The organism is Bradyrhizobium sp. MI1.7, assembly GCF_055811795.1.
This window is the reverse complement of the sequence record NZ_JBVVPO010000045.1, coordinates 1-20,100: the sequence shown is the minus strand read 5'-3', so window position 1 is coordinate 20,100 and position 20,100 is coordinate 1. Positions and strand designations below refer to the sequence as shown.

Here is a 20,100-nt window from a genome sequence, read left to right as displayed (position 1 = left end):
GATATGGCCCGTCACATCGTCGCGCGCACCTCGGAGATCCCGCCCGGCGGCAACAAGGTCGTCGATATCGCGGGCCGCGACATCGTCGTGTTCCACGTCAACGGCGAGTTCTTCGCGCTGTTGAACCGCTGCCCGCACGAGGGCGCGCCGCTGGAGAAGGCGGCCTGCGTAGCGCGGCTGACCTCGCCCGAGCCCGGAATCTATGAGCGCTCGCGCGTCGGCGAGATGCTGCGCTGTCCCTGGCACGGCTGGGAATTCGACATGCGCAACGGCCAGTCCTGGTTCGATCCGAAACGGGTCAAGATCCGGTCCTATCCGGTCGCGGTGGAACGTGGCGAAGAGTTGCAGAAGGGCCCGTATGTCGCCGAGACGTTTCCAGTGCATGTCGAAGACAGCTATGTGATTGTCGAGGTCTGAGCCGGCATTGCCGATTGAGATTCCAACGCAGGTGCGTTATGGCTCTCGCGCTTTCCAGAGGCGGAGATGAGCTTTGTCGAAACAATCCCTGCGTGAGGAGGCCGAGCGCCTGATCCGCGAATCGATGGAAAAGAAGACCATCGTCGTCAAGCAGGGCTCGACCCGCATCGAGGCCGTCTGCGGCAAGTGCGGTGCGCCGAACCGGGTGCAGGCGGAAAAGGGCCAGAGCCGGGTCAAGTTCGCCTGCAAGAATTGCGGGCATCAGCAGGAGACGCTGTAGGGCGCTTGCGCGGTATTGCCGCGCCGCGAGGCTCTAGCTCCTCCTCATCCTGAGGAGCCCGCTGAAAGCGGGCGTCTCGAAGGATCGAGGCCGAGCTGTCGCAGCGGGGCCTTCATGGTTCGAGACGCGCGTTCCGCGCTCCTTACCATGAGGGTCTGATAGTCACTCCCCCTTCACGAACTTCGCGAACGCGTCGGCATAGTCCGGGTGCCAGCGCGACAGCGGCGGGCGGTTCTCGACGATGTCTCCCGCCGCCCACAGCATCCGCTTCTCGTCGAGCGCGCGCGGCACGTCGTTGTCCGGGCACAGGATGTAGAAGTCGCCGGCTTCCAGCCGCGCCAGCATGAAATCCACGGTCTGCTCAGCCGTCCAGGCCCCGGCCGGCTTCTCGGTGCGGCCCTTCGCGGTCAGGCCGGTGAAGACGAAGCCGGGGATCAGCAGATGCGTGGTGATGCGGCAGTCCTTCGTGTTGCGCAACTCGTGCTGGAGCGCTTCCGTAAAGGCCTTCACGCCGGCCTTGGAGACGTTGTAGGCGGGATCGCCGGGCGGCGTGGTGATGCCCTGCTTCGAGCCGGTGTTGATGATGAGGCCGCGCCTGCCGCGCGCGATCATGCCGGGCGCGAAGATGCGCGAGCCGTTGATGATGCCCCACATGTTGACGCCGATGATCCGCTGCCAGTTGTCGGGCTCGCCGAACAGCGTGCTGCCGGGCTGGATGCCGGCATTGTTCATGAGGATGTCGGTGCCGCCGAAGCGCTCGCGCACGGCGCGTTCCAGTTCCGTCACGCTCTCGGCCTTGCTGACATCGACCGCGAACGTCATCACATGTGTGGCAGGCGTGACGGATGACAGTTTTGTTGCAGCTTCCGCCAGCCGCGCCTGATCCACATCTGCGATGCAGACCTTCAAGCCGGCGCGCGCGAAGGCCAGCGCGGCAGCCAATCCGATACCGGATGCGCCGCCCGTGATCACGGCGACATTGTCTTTGACGATGGCGGAATGTGGCATGTTTGGGTCTCCGGGGAAGGGCTCGGTCGAGCTATAACATGGCACTCGCGCGACCCTGCACAAGTCGGCATGGGAGGTCTTCGTTCCACGCCGCCTTTACGCCTTTCCGGCGGCGCTGTATTCTATTCGACCTAACGATCCCGCCCAGATCGAACCAATCAATCATTTGACAGGGAGTGCAGCCATGGCTGTGTCGCAGGCTATTCCGATCACGCGCCATCCGTTCGCCAACGGGTCCTACAAGCAGATGCTGATCGACGGGAAGTGGGTTGATGCTGCCTCAGGCAAGCGCTTCGAGACCCATAACCCCGCCACCGGCGAATTGCTGGCGACGGTCGCCGAGGGCGACAAGGAGGACATCGACCGTGCGGTCGCCGCCGCTCGCCGTGCCTTCGAAGGCCCCTGGAGCAAAGTCAAACCATTCGAGCGGCAGAACCTGCTGCTCAAGCTCGCCGACCTTGTCGAGAAGAATTTCGACGAATTGTCGCAGCTCGACACGCTCGACATGGGCGCGCCTCTCAGCCGCACCCGCGCCTATCGCCTGCGCGCCGTCGGCATGCTGCGCTATTACGCTGGCCAGACCACGGCGATCCATGGCGAGACCATCGAGAACTCGCTGCCCGGCGAAATCTTCTCCTACACGCTGAAGGAGCCGATCGGCGTCGTCGGCGCCATCATTCCCTGGAACGGCCCGCTGACCGCGACCATCTGGAAGATCGGCCCGGCGATCGCGACCGGCTGCACCGTGGTGCTGAAGCCCGCCGAAGAGGCGCCGCTCACCTCGCTGCGCATCGCCGAGCTCGCGATGGAGGCCGGCGTGCCGTCGGGCGTCATCAACGTCGTGCCCGGCTATGGCGAGACCGCGGGCGCTGCGCTTGCCTCGCATCATGATGTCGACAAGGTCGCCTTCACCGGCTCGCATGTCACGGGACAATCGATCATCCGCGCCTCGGCCGGCAACCTCAAGCGTGTCTCGCTCGAGCTCGGCGGCAAGTCGCCGGACATCGTGTTCGCCGATGCCGATCTCGATGCCGCCGTCCCCGGCGCCGCGATGGCGGTGTTCGCCAATTCCGGCCAGATCTGCAGCGCCGGCACGCGCCTGTTCGTCGAGCAGTCGATCTACGAGGAATTCGTCGGCCGCGTCGCCGAGTTCGGCAAGAAGCTGCAGGTCGGCAACGGCCTCGATCCCAATGTGCAGATCGGCCCGCTCGTGTCCGAGGAGCAACTCAAGCGCGTCACCGGCTATCTCGATATCGGCCAGAAGGAAGGCGCGCGCGCTCTCGCCGGCGGCGGCCGCGTCACCGAAGGCGCGCTGTCGAAGGGCTTCTTCGTCTCGCCGACGGTGTTCGCAGGCGTCCAGGACAACATGCGCATCGCGCAGGAGGAGATTTTTGGTCCCGTCATCTCCGCGATCGCGTTCAAGGACATGGACGAGCTGGTCAAGCGCGCCAACAACACCACCTTCGGCCTCGGCTCGGGCCTCTGGACGCGCGACGTCACCAAGGCGCATGCGGTCGCGAAGAGCCTGCGCGCCGGCTCGGTGTGGGTGAATTGCTACCAGGCGATGGACCCGGCCGTACCCTTCGGCGGCTACAAGATGAGCGGCTATGGCCGCGAGTCCGGCAAGCAGCACGTCGAGGAATATCTCAACGTGAAGGCCGTCTGGATCAAGACAGCGTAGGGCCTGCTCTCTCCGGCGTTCCGCGAGAGGGAATATCTGCTTTTAATGGGGCGGCGCCTTTTCCAGGGGCCGCCCCTCGCTATATGATCCGCATCCTTCCATAGCCGTCTGAGGCCCACATGAAATTCGAGGCGTTGTTCAAACCGTTGCAGGTCGGTCCGTACAAGCTGGCGCATCGCGTCGCGTTGGCGCCGCTGACGCGCATGCGCGCCGAGCGCGAGAGTTTTTCGCCGCGGCCGCTCAACGCCGAATATTACGGTCAGCGCGCCACGCAAGGCGGCTTGATTATCGCTGAAGCGTCCCCCGTGCTCTCGCACGGCCGCGGCAACCCCGCGACGCCCGGCATCTATTCGGAGGCGCAGATCGCCGGCTGGCGCAAGGTGACGGATGCCGTGCACGCCAAGGGCGGCATCATCTTCCTCCAGCTCTGGCATGTCGGCCGCGTCTCGCATTCGTCCTTCCACGGCGGTGAGCCGCCGGTCTCGGCTTCGGCGATTGCGATCAAGGCCGAAGGCATGAAGGCGATGACCGCAGACGGCAAGATCGCCGACTACGAATCGCCGCGCGCGCTGGAGACTGATGAAGTCAAGGGCATCGTCGAGGCCTTCCGGCAGGGCGCCAAGAACGCGCTCGCCGCCGGCTTCGACGGTGTCGAGATCCACGGCGCCAACGGCTATCTGCTCGAGCAGTTCCTGCAGTCGCGCAGCAACCAGCGCACCGATCAATATGGTGGCGGAATCGAGAACCGCGCGCGGCTTCTGCTCGAAGTCACGCAAGCGGCCATCGACGTCTGGGGCGCGAACCGCGTCGGCGTGCGGCTGTCGCCCCACGGCATCGCCAATGATTCCGGTGAGCCCGATCCGATGCCGCTTTACACGCACGTCGTGAAGGCGATCGACAAGCTCGGCCTTGCCTATCTTCACTTCATCGAGCCGCGCTCCAGCGGCGCCGGCCGTGCCGACGTCCACTGGGAGAACGTGCCCTCCGCAATGGTGCTGTTCCGCCCGCTCTACAGCGGCGTGCTGATGACCGCCGGCGGCTTCACCGGCGAGACCGCGAATGCGGCGATCGCCGACGGCCACGCCGACATCATCGCCTTCGGCCGCATCTTCATCTCCAACCCCGATCTGCCGCGCCGCCTTCGGCACGACTATCCGATCACGCCGTATAACCGCGCGACGTTCTACGGCGGCGAGGAGAAGGGGTATACGGATTACCCGGTGTATGACGAGCTCGCGACGGCGTAGAGACCTTCGTAGCCCGGATGGAGCGCAGCGAAATCCGGGTTTCTCACCTCGCCGATAGACTTACCCGGATTGCGCTTCGCTCCATCCGGGCTACAGGTCTATATTCGTAGCTCCGACGAGCCCACAAACTCCGTCATTGCGAGCGTAGCGAAGCAATCCAGAGTCTTTCCGCAGAGGCAGTCTGGATTGCTTCGCTGCGCTCGCAATGACGACGGAAGGACCTACCATGGCCAAAGCCGCAGTCGCCGCAGGAACCGCCACCGGCCAATGCCTCTGCGGCAAGGTCACCTTCGAGATCGACGTCCCCGCGCGTTGGGCCTGGCATGATCATTCGGCCGCTAGCCGCCGCGCGCACGGCGCGGCCTATGCGACCTATGTCGGAAGCTGGAAGAAGCGCTTTCGCATCACCTCGGGGAAAACCGCGCTCGCCCGCTACGAGGACAAGGCGACCAGGACCGCGCGCAGCTTCTGCGCCCATTGTGGCACGCCGATCGCGTACGAGCGGCCGCGCGGACCGCACATGGTCAACATCCCCCGGGCGCTGTTCAACGAGCGCACCGGCCGCCAGCCGCTCTATCACATCGCGATCGAAGAGCTCCAGGAATGGGCCTATACCGGCGAGCCGCTGGTGCCGCTGAAGGGCTTTCCCGGTGTGGTCTGGCAGCGCTCGAAAAAGAAGAAGCGCGCTAGCGGCGAAGACCCTTTCGAGCTCGGCCGCGAGGAGGTGCTTTAGCCTTGGCGGCGACCTTGGTCTTCGCCGCAACAGCCTTCCGCGGCGCCGCTTTGCGTCCCGTGGCATTCGCCGCCACGAAGTCGAGCCCGCGCTTGACCCATTTTTTCAGATCGGCATCGCTCTGATAGCCGTCCGGCGCGACGCGTACAAAGCCGGTCATGATGCGCCCGCGCATTTCCATCGGGCTTGTGTGCGGCTCCTGCAGCATGCGTGCATGCGCTTCCGGGCCGACACGGATCAGCATGCCGCCGCGCCCGCTTACGGTGCAGCACATGGTGTTGTTCACCATGAAGCAGAGGCCGCCCATCATCTTCTTTTCCGCGACGTCTCGCTGACCCGCCAGCAATTTGCGCACCCGCGCCGCGGTGTTCTCGTCATAGGCCATCGCGTCTCCCCGTGCAGGTTTACGCCCGAGCATGTTCCCAGCTTGCCCGCGCCGACGCAAGTCTGCCATGACGGCGCTTCCTTGCGTGCCTCGGCCAAGTTCGGCCATCATGCCTCACCTTGCGGCAGCGCCCGCGGGGCCTGGAGGAAACATGAAGAACAAGATTACCGGCCGCTCCGCTTTTCTCGCGCTGCTCAAGGACGAGGGCATCACCCATCTGTTCGGCAATCCCGGCACCACCGAGCTGCCGATCATGCATGCGCTGAAGGACCATCCTGATCTCACCTATGTGATGGCAATGCAGGAGAGCCTGGTGGTGGCGATCGCGGATGGCTACAGCCGCGCCTCCGGCAAGCTCGTCGCCTGCAACGTCCATGTCGCGCCGGGGCTCGGCAACGCGATGGGCTCGCTCTACAACGCCCAGTTCACGGGCACGCCGATGATCCTGACCGCCGGCCAGCAGGAGCAGGGCCACGGCCTGATGGAGCCGGTGCTTTATGGCCCGCTGGTGCGGATGGCCGAGCCGCTGGTGAAATGGGCGGTCGAGGTGACGCGGCTGGAAGATCTGCCGCGCATCGTGCGCCGCGCCGCGAAGGTCGCGATGACGCCACCGACCGGGCCGGTGTTCATCTCGCTGCCGGGCGACATCCTCAACAGCGAGGCCGGCATCGATCTCGGCCGCTCCACCCGGATCGACGCCCGCGTAAAGCCGTCGGACGAGGCGCTGAAGGCGTTTGCCGCGCGGCTGCTCAAGGCCGAACGTCCCGTCATCGTCACCATGGACGAGGTGGTCAAGAGCGATGCGCTGAAGGAGGCCGCCGAACTCGCCGAGCTGCTTGGTGCGGCCGCCTATCAATCCTCGACGCCCTACGGCTCGCATTTCCTCTCGGAAAGCCCGAGCTTCCTCGGCACGCTGGCCCGCGTGCAGAAGGTCGCGCGCGACATGCTTGCGCCGTATGACCTCCTGGTCGCACTCGGTGGCGATCCCTTGCGGATGTCGGTCTATAGCGAGGTCGATGCGCTGCCTGACGGACTCGGCATCGTGCAGATCGGCCTGGTCGATTGGGAGATCGCCAAGAACTACGGGGCTGAAATCGCGCTGAAGGCGGATCTGAAGGAAACGCTGCGGGCGCTGATCCCGGTGCTGAAGGAGATGGGCGGCGCTGCGCTGGCAAGCCGTGCAAAGCAGCGCCTCGCCGAACTCGCGCCCAAGAACTGGACCGCGCGGCGTGCCGCGCTGGTCGAGCAGATCGGCAAGAGCGCCGGCCGCAGCCCGATCGATCCGGATTTCCTGGTGCTGCAAATGATCGAGGCCATGCCCGATCATGCGATCCTCGTCGACGAAGGGCTCACCTCGAGCCGCCAGATCACGGCGCTGCGTCCGCATCGCGACCGCTTCGGCTATCATGGGCTTGCCTCCGGCGGCATCGGCTGGGGCCTGCCGGCCTCCGTCGGCGCCAGCATCGCCAATCCGGATCGCCCGGTGGTGTGCTTCTCCGGCGACGGCAGCGCGATGTATTCGATCCAGTCGCTGTGGACGGCGGCGCATCACAAGCTGCCGCTCAACGTCGTCATCGCCAACAATGGCGGCTACCGCATCATCAAGCAGCGCCTGCTCGCCTTCCATGGTGACGACAATTACGTCGGCATGGATTTCGTCGATCCGCCGGTGGATTTCGCAGGGATCGCGAAGGCGCTCGGCTGCGAGGCGATCAAGGTGAGTGATCCCCGTGAGCTGAAGGCGACGCTGTCGTCGGCGTTCAACCGCCCCGGAACGAAGCTGATCGAGGTAATAGTGGACGGGAAGCTGTAGCGCAGCGCGCCATCGCGTCGGTGCTCGCCACGTTCTCAGCTGTCATCGCCCGACTTGATCGGGCGATCCAGTATTCCAGAGACGGCTGTGATTCCTCGATAGGCCGCGGCGTACTGGATGCCCCGGTCCCGGCTCCGCCAAGGCTACGCCGGGGCCACAAGGGTGCTCGGCCGCCGAAGCCTTTTGGCGAAGGCGGCAAGCCGGGGCATGACAGCGTACCTCGCGGCTAACCCTTCTTCCCCACCCGATACCCCGCAGCCGGATGCGGCGCACCGAGCCTTGCGCGGCCGTCGCCGAACAGCTTCTCCCGCAATGTGCCCTTTGCGTATTCCGGCTTGTAGCGGCCGCGCTTGGTCAGCTCCGGCACCAGCATGTCGGCGATGTCCTCGAAATCGCCGGGCGAGATCGCGAACGCGACATTCAGCCCGTCGACGTCGGTCTTCTCGAACCAATCCTCGATCTTGTCGGCGACGCTCTCGGGCGTGCCGACCACGACCGGGCCGGCGCCACCGATGCCGACATGCTCGATGACGTCGCGGACGGTCCAGACGCGGTCGGGGTCGCCGCGCGTGACGTTGTCGAGTGCGCTGCGGCCGGCATCGTTCTGGACGTGACGCACCTGCTGGTCGAGCTCGTAGCCGGAGAAGTCGATGCCGGTCCATCCCGACATCAGGGCCAGCGCGCCTTCCGGACTGATATGCGACCGGTAGTCGGCATACTTGGCCGCCGCTTCGGCTTCCGTGTTGCCGAGGATGATCGTCATCATGTTGAACATCAGGATCTCCGCCGGGTTTCGGCCGAGCGCGGCGGCTTCCTGGCGGATCGCGGAGACGCGCGGCGCAATGATCTTGGCCGACGGTCCCGACATGAACACGCATTCGGCATGCTTCGCCGCGAACTGCCGCCCGCGCGGCGAGGTGCCGGCCTGGTACAGCACCGGCGTCCGCTGCGGCGACGGCTCGCTGAGGTGGATGGTGTTGTTGATGCGGTAATTCGCGCTCTCATGATTGATGCGATGAACCTTGCTCGGATCGGTGAAGATGCCGCGCGCCCGGTCGCGCAGCACGGCGTCGTCCTCCCAGCTGCCTTCCCATAGCTTGTAGACCACCTCCATATATTCGTCGGCGATGTCGTAGCGGTCGTCGTGTCCGGTCTGCTTGTCCTTGCCGGCGCCGCGCGCGGCGCTGTCGAGATAGCCGGTGACGACGTTCCAGCCGATCCGTCCCTCGGTGAGATGGTCGAGTGTCGACATCCGCCGCGCGAACGGGTAGGGCGGCTCGAAGGACAGGTTGCTGGTAACGCCGAAGCCGAGATTTTTCGTCACCGCCGCCATCGCCGAGAGCAGCAGCAGCGGCTCGTTCGACGGCGTCTGCGCTGCATTGCGCAAGGCCGCGTCAGGGCTGCTGCCATAGACGTCGTAGACGCCGAGCACGTCGGCCAGGAACAACCCGTCGAAACGGCCGCGTTCCAGCGTCCTGGCGAGATCGATCCAGTAGGGCAGGCGGTTATATTCGGCGGTGCGATCGCGCGGGTGGGTCCACAGCCCGGGTGATTGATGCGCGACGCAATTCATCGCAAAGGCGTTGAGCCTGATCTGCTTGGCCATGATGATCCCCCGGCGCCCTGTACCGAGCGCTCTTCGAATGATAAACGTGCGCCTCAACTTGGCGAAGTTCTTGCATATTCTTGGCCCTTGGCAAGGGCCAAGAATAGAAAGGCTTGCGCTTGGCAAGGCCAAAATCAGCGGCGCTCCCGCTCTTGGCAAGCCAATCTCAAGAGAGCAAGAACGAAATCGCAAGAGAACTACAAGAGAACTCCAAGAACTGTCCAAGTCCCCGCCACTTTCGAAGGGCTACCTGTCTCAGGTAAGGTCCTTCGTCCCAACGCCTCGAAAAACCAGCCATGACCAGAGCCGACGCCATCTCCCGCGCCCGTGAGGATTTCAAATCCGGCGCGTTCCTCGCTGAACTCGACCGCCGCGTCGCCTTCAAGACCGAAAGCCAGAATCCGTCGCGCGGCGCCGAACTGCGTTCCTATCTGGAACAGGAGATGATCCCCTCCTTTGCTGCGCTCGACTTTACCAGCCGCATCGTCGAATCCCCGAGCGGCAAGGCGCCGTTCCTGTTCGCCGAGCATCATGAGAGCGCGTCAGCGCCAACCGTGCTGATCTACGGCCATGGTGACGTCGTCGACGGCATGGAGGGGGAGTGGCGCGACGGCCGCGATCCCTGGCGCACGACGGTTGCGGGCACGCGGCTCTATGGCCGTGGCACCGCCGACAACAAGGGCCAGCACAGCATCAACATGGCGGCACTCCGCGCGGTGCGCGAGGCCCGCGGCGGCAAGCTCGGCTTCAACGCAAAATTCATCGTCGAAATGGGCGAGGAGATCGGCTCGCCCGATCTCGGCAAGGTCTGCGACCTCAATCGCGATGCGCTCAAGGCCGATCTGTTCATGGCGTCCGACGGACCGCGCCTGTCGGCCGACCGGCCGACCTTGTTCCTGGGCTGCCGTGGCGGCATCCGCATTCATCTCGACGTCAATCTGCGCGACGGCGGCCATCATTCCGGCAATTGGGGCGGCGTGCTCGCCAACCCCGCGACCATTCTCGTCAACGCGATCTCGACGCTGGTCGACGGCCATGGCCGGCTTCAGCTCGACGCGCTGAAGCCGCCGCGGCTCACCAACCAGATCCGCAGCTATCTCGCCGACGTGCAGGTGGTGCCGACCGAGGACGAGCCGGCGCTCGCGGAGAACTGGGGCGAGGAAGGGCTGTCGGCCGCCGAGCGGCTCTATGCCTGGAACACGCTCGAAGTGCTGGCGATGTCGTCCGGTAATATCGAGAAGCCCGCGAATGCCATCCCCGGCCACGCCAATGCCGTGCTGCAACTGCGTTTCGTGGTCGGCACCAAGGTCGACGGCCTGATCGATGCCGTCCGCGCGCATCTGGTGCAAAAGGGTTTTCCGATGGTCGAGGTACGGGCCGCCCAGAGCTTTGCGGCGTCGCGCACCGATTTCGACAGCCCCTGGATCACATGGGCGGCGGATTCGGTGAAAGAGACCACCGGCAAGGCGCCGGCCGTTTTGCCGAATTTCGGCGGCTCGCTGCCCAACGACGTGTTTTCCGAGATCCTGGGCCTGCCGACGATCTGGGTCCCGCACTCCTATCCCGGCTGCTCCCAGCATGCGCCCAATGAGCACATCCTGCTGCCATTGACCGAAGAGGCCTTGACGGTGATGGCCGGGCTGTTCTGGGATCTCGGGGAATTGCCCAAGCCACTCGGCTGAGCCATTAACCTGAGCCGCAATCCAGCCGAAAGTCACATTCTAATCCGGCCCAATCTGTGCTTGCATCCGGGCCGCATCATCCTGAAAGGGGAATAAAAAAGTGAGACATTTCCGTAGCATCGGCCTCGCGCTCGCCGCGACCTTCGCCGTCAGCCAGGCCGGGGCCCAGGAGCTGACCGGCACGCTGAAGAACATCAAGGACACCGGCGCCATCACGCTCGGCTTCCGCGATTCCTCGATCCCGTTCTCCTATCTCGACGACAACCAGAAGCCCGTCGGGTTCGCGATGGACATCTGCTACAAGATCGTCGACGCCGTGAAGAAGGAGCTCAAGCTCGACAAGCTCGAGGTCAAGCTCAATCCGGTGACTTCGGCGACCCGTATTCCGCTGATGGCCAACGGCACGATCGACCTCGAATGCGGCTCGACCACCAACAATGCCGACCGCCAAAAGCAGGTGGCCTTCACCAACACGCACTATCTGACTGCCAGCCGCTACGTCTTCAAGAAGTCGAGCGGCCTGAAGTCGATCGACGATCTCAAGGGCAAGACGGTGGTCTCCACCGCCGGCACCACCAACATCAAGCAGCTCACCGAGGCCAATGTCGCGAAGAGCCTGGGTGCCAATATCATCCCGGCCAAAGACCATGCCGAGGCCTTCCTGATGGTCGAGACCGACCGCGCGGTCGCCTTCGTGATGGACGACGTTCTGCTCGCGAGCCTCGTTGCCGGCTCGAAGACGCCGGACGACTATGTCATCTCCAAGGACGCGTTCTCCAAGCCTGAGCCCTACGGCATCATGCTGCGCAAGGACGACGCGCCGTTCAAGAAGGTGGTCGATGCAGCAACCGCTGCGCTCTACACCTCCGGCGAGGGCCTGAAAATCTACGATAAGTGGTTCACGGCCAAGATCCCGCCGAAGGGCCTCAACCTCAACACCCCGATCTCGGCCGAGCTGAAGAACGAGTTCGCGAAACCTTCGGACTCGCCGAACCCGGACGACTATAAGTAAGATGCTGTTTGCCTCTCCCCGCGTGCGGGGAGAGGCCGGAATTCGCGCGGGACGCGCGGATTCCGGGTGAGGGGGACTCTCCACGAGTCCAACTATCACCTCCCTGGTGGAGAGCCCCCCTCACCCGAACCCTCTCCCCGCAAGCGGGGAGAGGGAAGATACTCCGGCCATTCTGGAGGGAGAGTGGCCGGACATTTGCATAGGCGCCGGGACATCCATAGCTGGCGCGTTCGCGCGGGGGACACGTGAACTACCACTGGAACTGGGGAATCTTCTTCGAGCCGAACCCGATGGGGACCGGCACCTATCTCGATATGCTGCTGTCGGGACTGGTGTTGACCCTCAAGACGGCGGCGCTCGCCTGGATCATCGCGCTGATCTTCGGCTCGCTCGTCGGCGTCATGCGCACGCTGCCGTCCAAGGGCGCCTACTGGTTCGGCTTCTGCTGGGTCGAGTTCTTCCGCAACATGCCGCTGCTGGTGCAGCTGTTCCTGTGGTTCTTCGTGCTGCCGGAATTGCTGCCGAAGGCCGCCGGCCTCTGGCTGAAGCAGCTGCCGAACGCGCCGTTCTGGACGGCCGCGATCGGCATCGGCTTCTTCATGTCGGCCCGCGTCGCGATACAATTGCAGGCCGGTATCGGCTCGCTGCCGCGCGGCCAAAAAATGGCGGCGACCGCGCTCGGGCTGACCACCGTGCAAGGCTATCGCTACGTGCTGCTGCCGATGGCGTTCCGCATCATCCTGCCGCCGCTGACCTCCGAGTTCCTCAACACCATCAAGAACACCGCTGTCGCCATCACGATCGGCCTGATCGAGTTGACTGGTCAGGCGCGCTCGATGCAGGAATTCTCGTTCCAGGTGTTCGAGGCTTTCACGGCCGCGACCTTGCTCTATCTCCTTGTCAACGCCATTGTCGTGACGGCGATGCGCTTCCTCGAGCGCTGGGTCGCGATCCCCGGCTACATTACGGGGAAATAGCACCATGTTCAGCAATCTCGATTTCGAGGTCATCCGCCGCTCGCTGCCCTATCTGTTCTACGAGGGCATGACCTTCACGGTGACGCTGACGGCGCTCGCCGCCTTCGGCGGCCTGATCTTCGGCACGGCGATCGCCCTGATGCGGCTGTCCGGCTACAAGACACTCGGGCGCATCGCGGGTGTCTATGTCGACTTCATGCGCTCGCTGCCGCTGGTGCTGGTGATCTTCTGGTTCTATTTCCTGGTGCCCTATATCGGGCAGTGGGTGACCGGCGCCTCGCGTCCGATCAGCGTCGGCGCGTTCGCATCCTCGCTCATCACCTTCATCATGTTCGAGGCGGCGTACTTCTCCGAGATCATGCGCGCCGGGATCCAGTCGATCTCGCGCGGCCAGCCGGCCGCCGCCAACGCGCTCGGCCTGACTTACGCGCAGACCATGCGCTACGTCGTGCTGCCGCAGGCGTTCCGCAACATGCTGCCGGTGCTGCTGACGCAGACCATCGTGCTGTTCCAGGACACCTCGCTGGTCTATGTGCTGTCGATCCCGGACTTCCTCGGCGCGGCCAGCAAGGTCGCGCAGCGCGATGGCCGTCTGGTCGAGATGTATCTGTTTGCCGCCGTCGTCTACTTCACCATTTCCTGCATCGCGTCTTTCGGCGTTCGCCGCCTCCAGTCGCGCATCGCCATCATTCGATAGAGCGCATCGGTCATGATCGAAATCAGCCACGTCAACAAATGGTACACCCCGACCTTCCAGGTGCTGACCGACTGCACCACCAGCGTGACCAAGGGCGAGGTCGTCGTGGTCTGCGGCCCCTCGGGCTCGGGCAAGTCGACGCTGATCAAATGCGTCAATGCGCTGGAGCCGTTCCAGGAGGGCGACATCAGCGTCGACGGCACCAAGGTCAATGACCCCAAGACCAATTTGCCGAAACTGCGTTCGCGCGTCGGCATGGTGTTCCAGCACTTCGAGCTGTTCCCGCACCTGAAGATCATCGACAACCTCTGCCTCGCGCAGCAGAAGGTGCTGGGACGGTCGTCCGACACGGCTGTGGCAAAGGGTATGCAGCTCCTGGACCGCGTCGGCTTGAAGGAGCAGGCGCAGAAATTTCCGGCGCAGCTCTCCGGCGGCCAGCAGCAGCGCGTCGCGATCGCCCGCGCGCTTGCCATGGACCCGATCGTCATGCTGTTCGATGAGCCGACCTCGGCGCTCGACCCCGAGATGGTGAGCGAGGTGCTCGACGTCATGGTCGATCTCGCCCGCGAAGGCATGACCATGATGGTCGTCACCCACGAGATGGGCTTTGCCCGCAAGGTCGCCAACCGCGTCATCTTCATGGACCGCGGCGAGATCGTCGAGGACGCGGCGAAGGAGGACTTCTTCGGCAAGCCGCGCAGCGACCGCGCGCAGAAGTTCCTGTCGAAGATTTTGTCGCATTAACCTCTGCTGTCGTTCCGGGACGCGCCTCGTGGCGCGGGTCCGGAATCCATAACCACCGGCCGGGGTTATGGATTCTCTGATGCGCAATTGCGCATCAAAGCTCGTCGCTTCGCGCCGCCCCGGAATGACGGGTTGAGGGTTTCGTGGCCCCAACAAATCCCGTATACGAACTGGCAAATTCCCCACTCCCGCCAGGAGACCTGCCTTGGACTCGATCGCCTACGTCAACGGCTCATTCGTCCCGCTCTCGGACGCCAAGATCTCGGTGCTTGATCGCGGCTTCCTGTTCGCCGACGGCATCTACGAGGTCTCGGCCGTGCTCGACGGCAAGCTGGTCGACAATGCTTCGCACCTGACGCGCCTGGAGCGCTCGGTCGGCGAGATCAAGCTGAAGTTGCCGGAGACGGTCGAGCGCATCACCGAGCTCCAGAAGGAGCTGATCGCGCGCAACAAGGTCGAGAACGGCCTCGTCTATTTGCAGGTCACGCGCGGCGCCGACAAGGGCCGCGACTTCGCCTTTCCCAAGGGCGACGTCAAGTCGAGCCTGGTGATGTTCACCTCCGAGAAGGACATCATCAACGCCGCCTCGGCCAAGACCGGCATCAACGTGATCACCGTGCCTGACATCCGCTGGGAGCGGCGCGACATCAAGAGCGTGGCACTGCTCGCGCAGGTTCTGGCGAAGCAGGCCGCGGCCGAAGCCGGCGCCGGCGAGGCCTGGATGCTGGAAGACGGCTACGTCACCGAGGGCGGCTCGTCCTCGGCGTTCATCCTGACCAAGGACGACGTCATCGTGACCCGCAAGAACTCCAACGCGATCCTGCCGGGCTGCACCCGCAAGGCCGTGGTGGCGCTCGCCGAAGAGCGGCAGCTCCGCGTCGAGGAACGTTCCTTCACGGTCGCCGAGGCGCTCGCCGCCAAGGAAGCCTTCGCCACCTCGGCGTCGCTGTTCGTCCAGCCGGTGGTTGCGATCGACGGCAAGAAGGTCGCCGACGGCAAGCCCGGCCCGATGGCCACGCGTCTGCGGGAGATCTATATCGAGTTCGCCAAGGCGACGGCGGTTTAGGCCGCAAACTCCGCTATCGTAGGGTGGGCAAAGCGAAGCGTGCCCACCACTCCTTCAGCGAAGGCGTCAGAAGACGTGGGCACGGCGCAAGTGCGCCTTTGCCCACCCTACGAGATTTGCGCGCAAGGCGGCGTTGCGGCCTACGCCACCGACGCCTTTACCTTCACCGGATGGACCGCGCGGAACGCGATCGCGATTCGGTTCCAGGCATTGATGGCCCCGATCAGCATCGTCAGGTTCACCGTCTCCGCATCGGAGAATTGCGCGCGGACCTGCTCGTAGACGTCGTCCGGCGCGTGGGTCTCGGAGATCAGCGTCACTGATTCCGTCCAGGCCAGCGCGGCACGCTCGCGATCGGTATAGAGCGGGGATTCCCGCCAGGCGTTGAGCAGATAGATGCGCTGTTCGGTCTCGCCGCGCTTGCGGGCGTCCTCGGTGTGCATGTTGATGCAGAAGGCGCAGCCGTTGATCTGCGACGCCCGGATCTTGACGAGCTCGATCAGCGATTTCTCGAGTCCCGTGGACTGGATCTGCTCCTCCAGCGCCATCAGCGCCTTCATCGTGTCGGGGGCGGCCTGGTAGAAGTTCATGCGGGGTTTCATGGTCGTTCTCCTTTGCTTGAGTTAGTCTCTTGGGTTGATCTCAGTGAGCTCCGCCAGCCGAGGTCTGGCCGGGTTTCTTCAGGAAGAATACGGCGATCAGGGCCACGATCAGCGCCATGCCGAGCAGATAGAAGGTGTCGCTGAAGGCGAAGATGTAAGCCTGCTTCTGCACGGTGTGGCCGATCGCGACATAGGCGCGATGCGCGGCGTCGGCGCGGTCGAGCACGCCGTGATTGATGAAGTACTGCGTGAGCTGCTCCAGCCGCGTCCGCGTCGCCTGCTCGAACACCGAGACCGACTGCATCAGCACGTTGGAGTGATATTGCTCGCGCTTGGTCAGCAAGGTCTGAAGCAGCGCGATGCCGACGGCGCCGCCGAGATTGCGCATCATGTTGAACAGGCCCGAGGCCGAGCCAGCATTCTCCGCTTCGATGCCGGCGGTCGCCACAGCCGACAACGGCGCCATCACGAGCGCTTGGCCGATCGCACGGACGACATTGGGCCACAACAGCTGGTCGGCAGCGTAATCGTTGGTCATATAAATGTTCAGGAAGTTCGAGGCCGCGAACAGGACGAAGCCGACGCCGATGATGATCCGCGCGTCGAACTTCTGCATCAGGCGCGGCACCAGCGGGATCAGCACGAGTTGCGGCAGTCCGGTCCAGGCCAGCACCATGCCGATCTGCTCGGCATTGTAGCCCTGGATGCGCGCCAGATATTGCGGGAGGATGAACACCGAACCGTAGAGCGCGACACCGAGCAGGAAGTTCGCGAGCATGCCGAAGCCGAAATTGCGGCGCACCAGCAGGCGCAAATTGAGCAGCGGCTTCTTCGCCGTGAGCTCGATGATCAGGAAGGCGGTCAGCGCAGCGGCCGCGATGACCGACAGCTTGACGATGAAAGGCGAGCCGAACCAGTCGTCCTTGTTGCCCTCTTCCAGCACGGTCTGAAGCGCCGACAGGCCGATCGCCATGGTGATGATGCCGGCCCAGTCGCCCTCGCGGAGCAGCGCAAGCTTCATGGGCTTGGCGTCGAGTGCGTACCAGAGCATGCCGACCATGATCGCGCCGGGCACGAGGTTGACGTAGAAGATGTACTGCCAGCCGAAATTCTCGGTGAGATAGCCGCCGATGGTCGGGCCGATCGCCGGTGCGAACGTCGCCGACAGCGCGAACAGCGCGAGGCCGACGGGCTGCTTCGCCCGAGGCAACAGCGTGATGATGAGCGTGAAGGCCATCGGGATCAGCACGCCGCCGGTGAAACCCTGCACCGCGCGCAGCACGATCATTTGCGGCAGGTCCTGCGCTAGCGCGCAGGCCGCGGACAGAACCAGGAACAGGACCGCATTGGTGAGCAGATAGATGCGGATCGAGAACACCTGCGCGAGCCAGCCGGAGAGCGGGATCACCACGATCTCGGCGATCAGATAAGAGGTCGAGATCCAGCCGCCATCGTCGATACCGGCGCCGATCGCGCCCTGAATGTCGGCGAGCGAAGCGTTGACGATCTGGATGTTCAGCACCGCCATGAAGGCGCCGAGAGTCGCGCCGATCACCGCGATCCAGGTCTTTGCGGAAACGGCCGGCGTCGCGGGCGCAGCAGGGGCGGGAATGCTGGCAGCGGAGGCGGCGTCGGCGGTCGGTTGGAGCGTGCTCATGGAAGCCTCGTCTCGGTCATGGAGACAGGATGCATTAGGCGGTTGGTTTCGATAATCGAGGAAGCGTGGGAAGGATCGTCCGGCAGGACTTGATAATCCTGCCGGTCTTCCTCGCCTCAGCCGCCGTTCGGGCGGGGTGTGTTGTCGGCGAGGCGCTTGGCCGTCTCGCGCTCGGCCAGCACAGTCGCCTTGGTGTCGATGGTCGGCACCGCCGACATGCCGGGCCTGAGCAGGCCGGTCAGGCTGTGGTCGTCGAGCACGATCTTCACCGGCACGCGTTGCACGATCTTGGTGAAATTTCCGGTGGCGTTATCGGGCGGCAGCAGCGCGAATTCAAGTCCGCTGGCCGGCGAAAGGCTGTCGACGTGACCGCGCAGCGTGCGGTTGCGAAAACTGTCGACCTGCAGCTCGACCGGCTGGCCCGCACGCACATGCGTGAGCTGCGTCTCCTTGAAGTTCGCGACGACATAGACCGCATCGAGCGGCACCACCGCCATCAATTGCGTGCCGGCCTGCACATACTGGCCGACGCGTAATGAGCGTGCACCGACCGTGCCGTCCATCGGTGCGGTGATCTCGGTGTAGGACAGGTTCAGCTCTGCCTGCTGTGCGACCGCGCGCGCCCGTTCGAGCTGCGCCGTGGCCTGGGCGCGCTGGGTGGTGAGCACATCGACCTTGCGCTGTGCGGCCACCAGGCCCGACTTGGCGTGCTGCAATTGGGCGTTGCTGGCGCGCAGCGCCGCATCGGTCTGTTGCGCACGCTGGATCGTGCCGGAGCCCGACTTCATCAGGTCGTCGTATCGGGCGCGTTCCTCCTGGGCGAATTTCAGATTGGCGTCGGCCGCGGCCACGTCGGCCGTGCTCTGCTCGATGATCGGCTGCTGCAGCTCGAGCTGGGCGTCGATGTTGCGCACCGAGGCTTCGCCGGCGGCGACGTCGGCGCGGGCCTGGTCGAGCGCGGCTTTGAAGTCGCGGTCGTCGATCTTGGCGAGGAGCTGGCCGGCCCGGACCTTCTCGTTGTCGCCAACCAGCACCTTCGCGATGTAGCCGGAAACCTTGGGGGCGACGATGGTGGAATCCGCCTTCACATAGGCGTCGTCGGTGGATTCGAGATAGCGGCCGGTGCTCAGGTAGTTATAGCCGAAGTCGCCGGCCGCGGCGATTCCGAGGGCCAGTGCCAAGCCGATGGCCGCCCGCTTGATCGCCTGCCGGGACGGGCGAAAGCTGATTTTCTGATTGGTTTCAGTGACATAAGAAGCGTTCGACATGGCATCCTCGGAATTCCAAACCGCCCCGGTCCGAACGGTGCGCCGTTGATGCCGGCAAGATGCGCTGTCTTCCCGCTTGTGATAATCCCGGAAGAAATGGAAGCATTATCCACCCATAGCGGATAATCCGGAGCCAGACCGATGGACCGCTTCACCAGTCTCACCGCCTTCGTCCGGGTGGTCGAAAATGGCGGATTTTCCGCCGCCGCCCGCCGGCTCAACATGTCCACGACCATGGTGAGCAACCACGTCCAGGCGCTGGAGGACCGGCTCGGGGTTCGGCTGCTGAACCGCACCACGCGAAAAGTCAGCCTCACCGAAATCGGCAAGGCCTATTACGACCGCTCGACGCAGATCCTCGCCGATCTCGAACAAGCCGATGACATCGCCGGCGCGCTGCAATTGACGCCGCGCGGCACGCTGCGCATTCACACCGCAACCCACATGGTGCCGTTCGTCGCGCCCGTGATGGCCGAATTCCTCGCGACCTATCCGGAGGTGAAGGTCGATCTGCGCATGGGCGAGACCAATGTCGACCTGATCGAGGAGGGCTTTGATCTCGCGCTGCGCATGGTCGCGCCGCCGGACTCCAGCCTGATCGTGCGGAGCCTGGCGACCTGGCGGCACGTGCTGTGCTGCTCGCACGGCTATATCGAGGCGCATGGGCGCGTGCAGACGCTCGAAGAGCTTGCCGGGCACAATTGCGTGCGCCACATCAACTATCCCTTCGACGAGTGGCGCTTCTTCGATCGTAAGGGCACGCCGGCGTCGGTGCGCGTCTCCGGCAACCTGATCACCAACAGCGGCGAAGCGCTCCGTGAGGCGGCGCTACAGGGCGCCGGCATCAGTCTTGCGGCCGGCTTTCTGGTGGGGGATGACCTTGATGCGGGCCGGCTGGTGCGCCTCCTGCCGGAGTACCGGCCGGTCGAGATGTCGATGAACGCGGTCTATCCGCATCGGCATCATCTGTCGGCGAAGGTCAGGACCTTCATCGACATGCTCGTCCAGCACAGCGCCGAGCAGCAGAAGCTGATCAATCCGTATGCGTGAGACGTCGTCGTTCCTCATCCTGAGGAGCGCGGAGCGCGCGTCTCGAAGGATGAAGGCCCTGCTGGTGGCCTCGCCCTTCGAGACGCTTGCTTCGCAAGCTCCTCAGGGTGAGGAGATAGAGTTGTATACGCCGCGAAATCAACAGTGCCGTAGGGTGGGCAAAGCGAAGCGTGCC

Annotated in this window: 19 protein-coding genes; 13 read left to right on the top strand and 6 right to left on the bottom strand. The window is 64.4% G+C overall.

The features are described from left to right. Positions 1-3 precede the first annotated feature (3 nt). Together AC0L3X_RS31645 and AC0L3X_RS31640 are read left to right on the top strand one after the other, a co-directional pair. Positions 4-417: a Rieske (2Fe-2S) protein gene (locus AC0L3X_RS31645; RefSeq protein WP_014491843.1), complete on the top strand. Its 414-nt coding sequence runs from the start codon at positions 4-6 to the stop codon at positions 415-417. A 73-nt stretch (positions 418-490) separates the two neighbouring features. Beyond that, entirely contained in the window at positions 491-697 is a 207-nt protein-coding gene (locus tag AC0L3X_RS31640; RefSeq protein WP_014491844.1) for a hypothetical protein, read from the top strand. A gap of 162 nt (positions 698-859) precedes the next feature. Here AC0L3X_RS31640 and AC0L3X_RS31635 read toward each other — a convergent pair whose 3' ends face one another. Beyond that, entirely contained in the window at positions 860-1,705 is an 846-nt protein-coding gene (locus AC0L3X_RS31635) for an SDR family NAD(P)-dependent oxidoreductase (protein ID WP_231143649.1), read from the bottom strand. A 184-nt stretch (positions 1,706-1,889) separates the two neighbouring features. Here AC0L3X_RS31635 and AC0L3X_RS31630 point away from each other — a divergent pair, with 184 nt between their 5' ends. The 3 genes from AC0L3X_RS31630 (at position 1,890) to AC0L3X_RS31620 (ending at position 5,366) form a co-directional block, all read left to right on the top strand. Continuing rightward, positions 1,890-3,386 (top strand): aldehyde dehydrogenase family protein, encoded by a 1,497-nt coding sequence (locus AC0L3X_RS31630; protein ID WP_063985674.1) that lies wholly within the window; start codon positions 1,890-1,892, stop codon positions 3,384-3,386. Between the two features lie 119 nt (positions 3,387-3,505). After that, positions 3,506-4,633: an alkene reductase gene (locus tag AC0L3X_RS31625; RefSeq protein WP_063985673.1), complete on the top strand. Its 1,128-nt coding sequence runs from the start codon at positions 3,506-3,508 to the stop codon at positions 4,631-4,633. Positions 4,634-4,859: 226 nt separating this feature from the next. Beyond that, entirely contained in the window at positions 4,860-5,366 is a 507-nt protein-coding gene (locus AC0L3X_RS31620) for a GFA family protein (RefSeq protein WP_231143646.1), read from the top strand. Here AC0L3X_RS31620 and AC0L3X_RS31615 read toward each other — a convergent pair. Then, positions 5,320-5,751: a TfoX/Sxy family protein gene (locus AC0L3X_RS31615; RefSeq protein WP_063985672.1), complete on the bottom strand. Its 432-nt coding sequence runs from the start codon at positions 5,749-5,751 to the stop codon at positions 5,320-5,322. The genes AC0L3X_RS31620 and AC0L3X_RS31615 overlap by 47 nt on opposite strands. A 151-nt stretch (positions 5,752-5,902) precedes the next feature. Here AC0L3X_RS31615 and AC0L3X_RS31610 point away from each other — a divergent pair, with 151 nt between their 5' ends. Beyond that, positions 5,903-7,564: a thiamine pyrophosphate-binding protein gene (locus AC0L3X_RS31610; RefSeq protein ID WP_063985671.1), complete on the top strand. Its 1,662-nt coding sequence runs from the start codon at positions 5,903-5,905 to the stop codon at positions 7,562-7,564. Positions 7,565-7,790: 226 nt separating this feature from the next. Here the strand turns inward: AC0L3X_RS31610 and AC0L3X_RS31605 are convergent, their stop codons facing one another. Further along, positions 7,791-9,170 carry an LLM class flavin-dependent oxidoreductase gene (locus tag AC0L3X_RS31605; RefSeq protein WP_063985670.1) on the bottom strand — a complete coding sequence of 460 codons (1,380 nt, stop codon included), beginning with the start codon at positions 9,168-9,170 and terminating at the stop codon, positions 7,791-7,793. A 296-nt stretch (positions 9,171-9,466) separates the two neighbouring features. Here AC0L3X_RS31605 and AC0L3X_RS31600 point away from each other — a divergent pair, with 296 nt between their 5' ends. The 6 genes from AC0L3X_RS31600 to AC0L3X_RS31575 all read left to right on the top strand — a co-directional run bounded on the left by AC0L3X_RS31600 (position 9,467) and on the right by AC0L3X_RS31575 (position 15,348). Continuing rightward, a complete protein-coding gene (locus AC0L3X_RS31600) occupies positions 9,467-10,852 on the top strand; it encodes a M20 family metallopeptidase (protein ID WP_063985669.1) in 1,386 nt (461 codons plus the stop codon). A gap of 100 nt (positions 10,853-10,952) precedes the next feature. Next, on the top strand, positions 10,953-11,864 hold the full coding sequence (locus tag AC0L3X_RS31595) for an amino acid ABC transporter substrate-binding protein (protein ID WP_063985668.1): 912 nt from the start codon (positions 10,953-10,955) through the stop codon (positions 11,862-11,864). A gap of 245 nt (positions 11,865-12,109) precedes the next feature. Further along, on the top strand, positions 12,110-12,841 hold the full coding sequence (locus AC0L3X_RS31590) for an amino acid ABC transporter permease (RefSeq protein WP_063985667.1): 732 nt from the start codon (positions 12,110-12,112) through the stop codon (positions 12,839-12,841). A gap of 4 nt (positions 12,842-12,845) precedes the next feature. Beyond that, complete coding sequence (locus tag AC0L3X_RS31585) at positions 12,846-13,538, top strand: amino acid ABC transporter permease (protein ID WP_063985666.1); 693 nt, start codon at positions 12,846-12,848, stop codon at positions 13,536-13,538. A gap of 12 nt (positions 13,539-13,550) precedes the next feature. Continuing rightward, on the top strand, positions 13,551-14,282 hold the full coding sequence (locus tag AC0L3X_RS31580; RefSeq protein WP_014491857.1) for an amino acid ABC transporter ATP-binding protein: 732 nt from the start codon (positions 13,551-13,553) through the stop codon (positions 14,280-14,282). A 205-nt stretch (positions 14,283-14,487) separates the two neighbouring features. Continuing rightward, on the top strand, positions 14,488-15,348 hold the full coding sequence (locus tag AC0L3X_RS31575) for a D-amino-acid transaminase (RefSeq protein WP_063985665.1): 861 nt from the start codon (positions 14,488-14,490) through the stop codon (positions 15,346-15,348). 140 nt (positions 15,349-15,488) lie between these two features. Here the strand turns inward: AC0L3X_RS31575 and AC0L3X_RS31570 are convergent, their stop codons facing one another. The 3 genes from AC0L3X_RS31570 to AC0L3X_RS31560 form a co-directional block, all read right to left on the bottom strand. Beyond that, positions 15,489-15,950 (bottom strand): carboxymuconolactone decarboxylase family protein, encoded by a 462-nt coding sequence (locus AC0L3X_RS31570; RefSeq protein WP_007615070.1) that lies wholly within the window; start codon positions 15,948-15,950, stop codon positions 15,489-15,491. A gap of 40 nt (positions 15,951-15,990) precedes the next feature. After that, a complete protein-coding gene (locus AC0L3X_RS31565) occupies positions 15,991-17,607 on the bottom strand; it encodes an MDR family MFS transporter (RefSeq protein WP_063985664.1) in 1,617 nt (538 codons plus the stop codon). 116 nt (positions 17,608-17,723) lie between these two features. Beyond that, complete coding sequence (locus tag AC0L3X_RS31560) at positions 17,724-18,875, bottom strand: HlyD family secretion protein (RefSeq protein WP_473317103.1); 1,152 nt, start codon at positions 18,873-18,875, stop codon at positions 17,724-17,726. 141 nt (positions 18,876-19,016) lie between these two features. On the opposite strand from AC0L3X_RS31560, the gene AC0L3X_RS31555 reads away from it, so the two are divergent. Then, positions 19,017-19,925, top strand: a complete 909-nt coding sequence (locus tag AC0L3X_RS31555) for a LysR family transcriptional regulator (protein ID WP_063985662.1) — start codon at positions 19,017-19,019, stop codon at positions 19,923-19,925. The last annotated feature ends 175 nt before the right edge of the window (positions 19,926-20,100 follow it).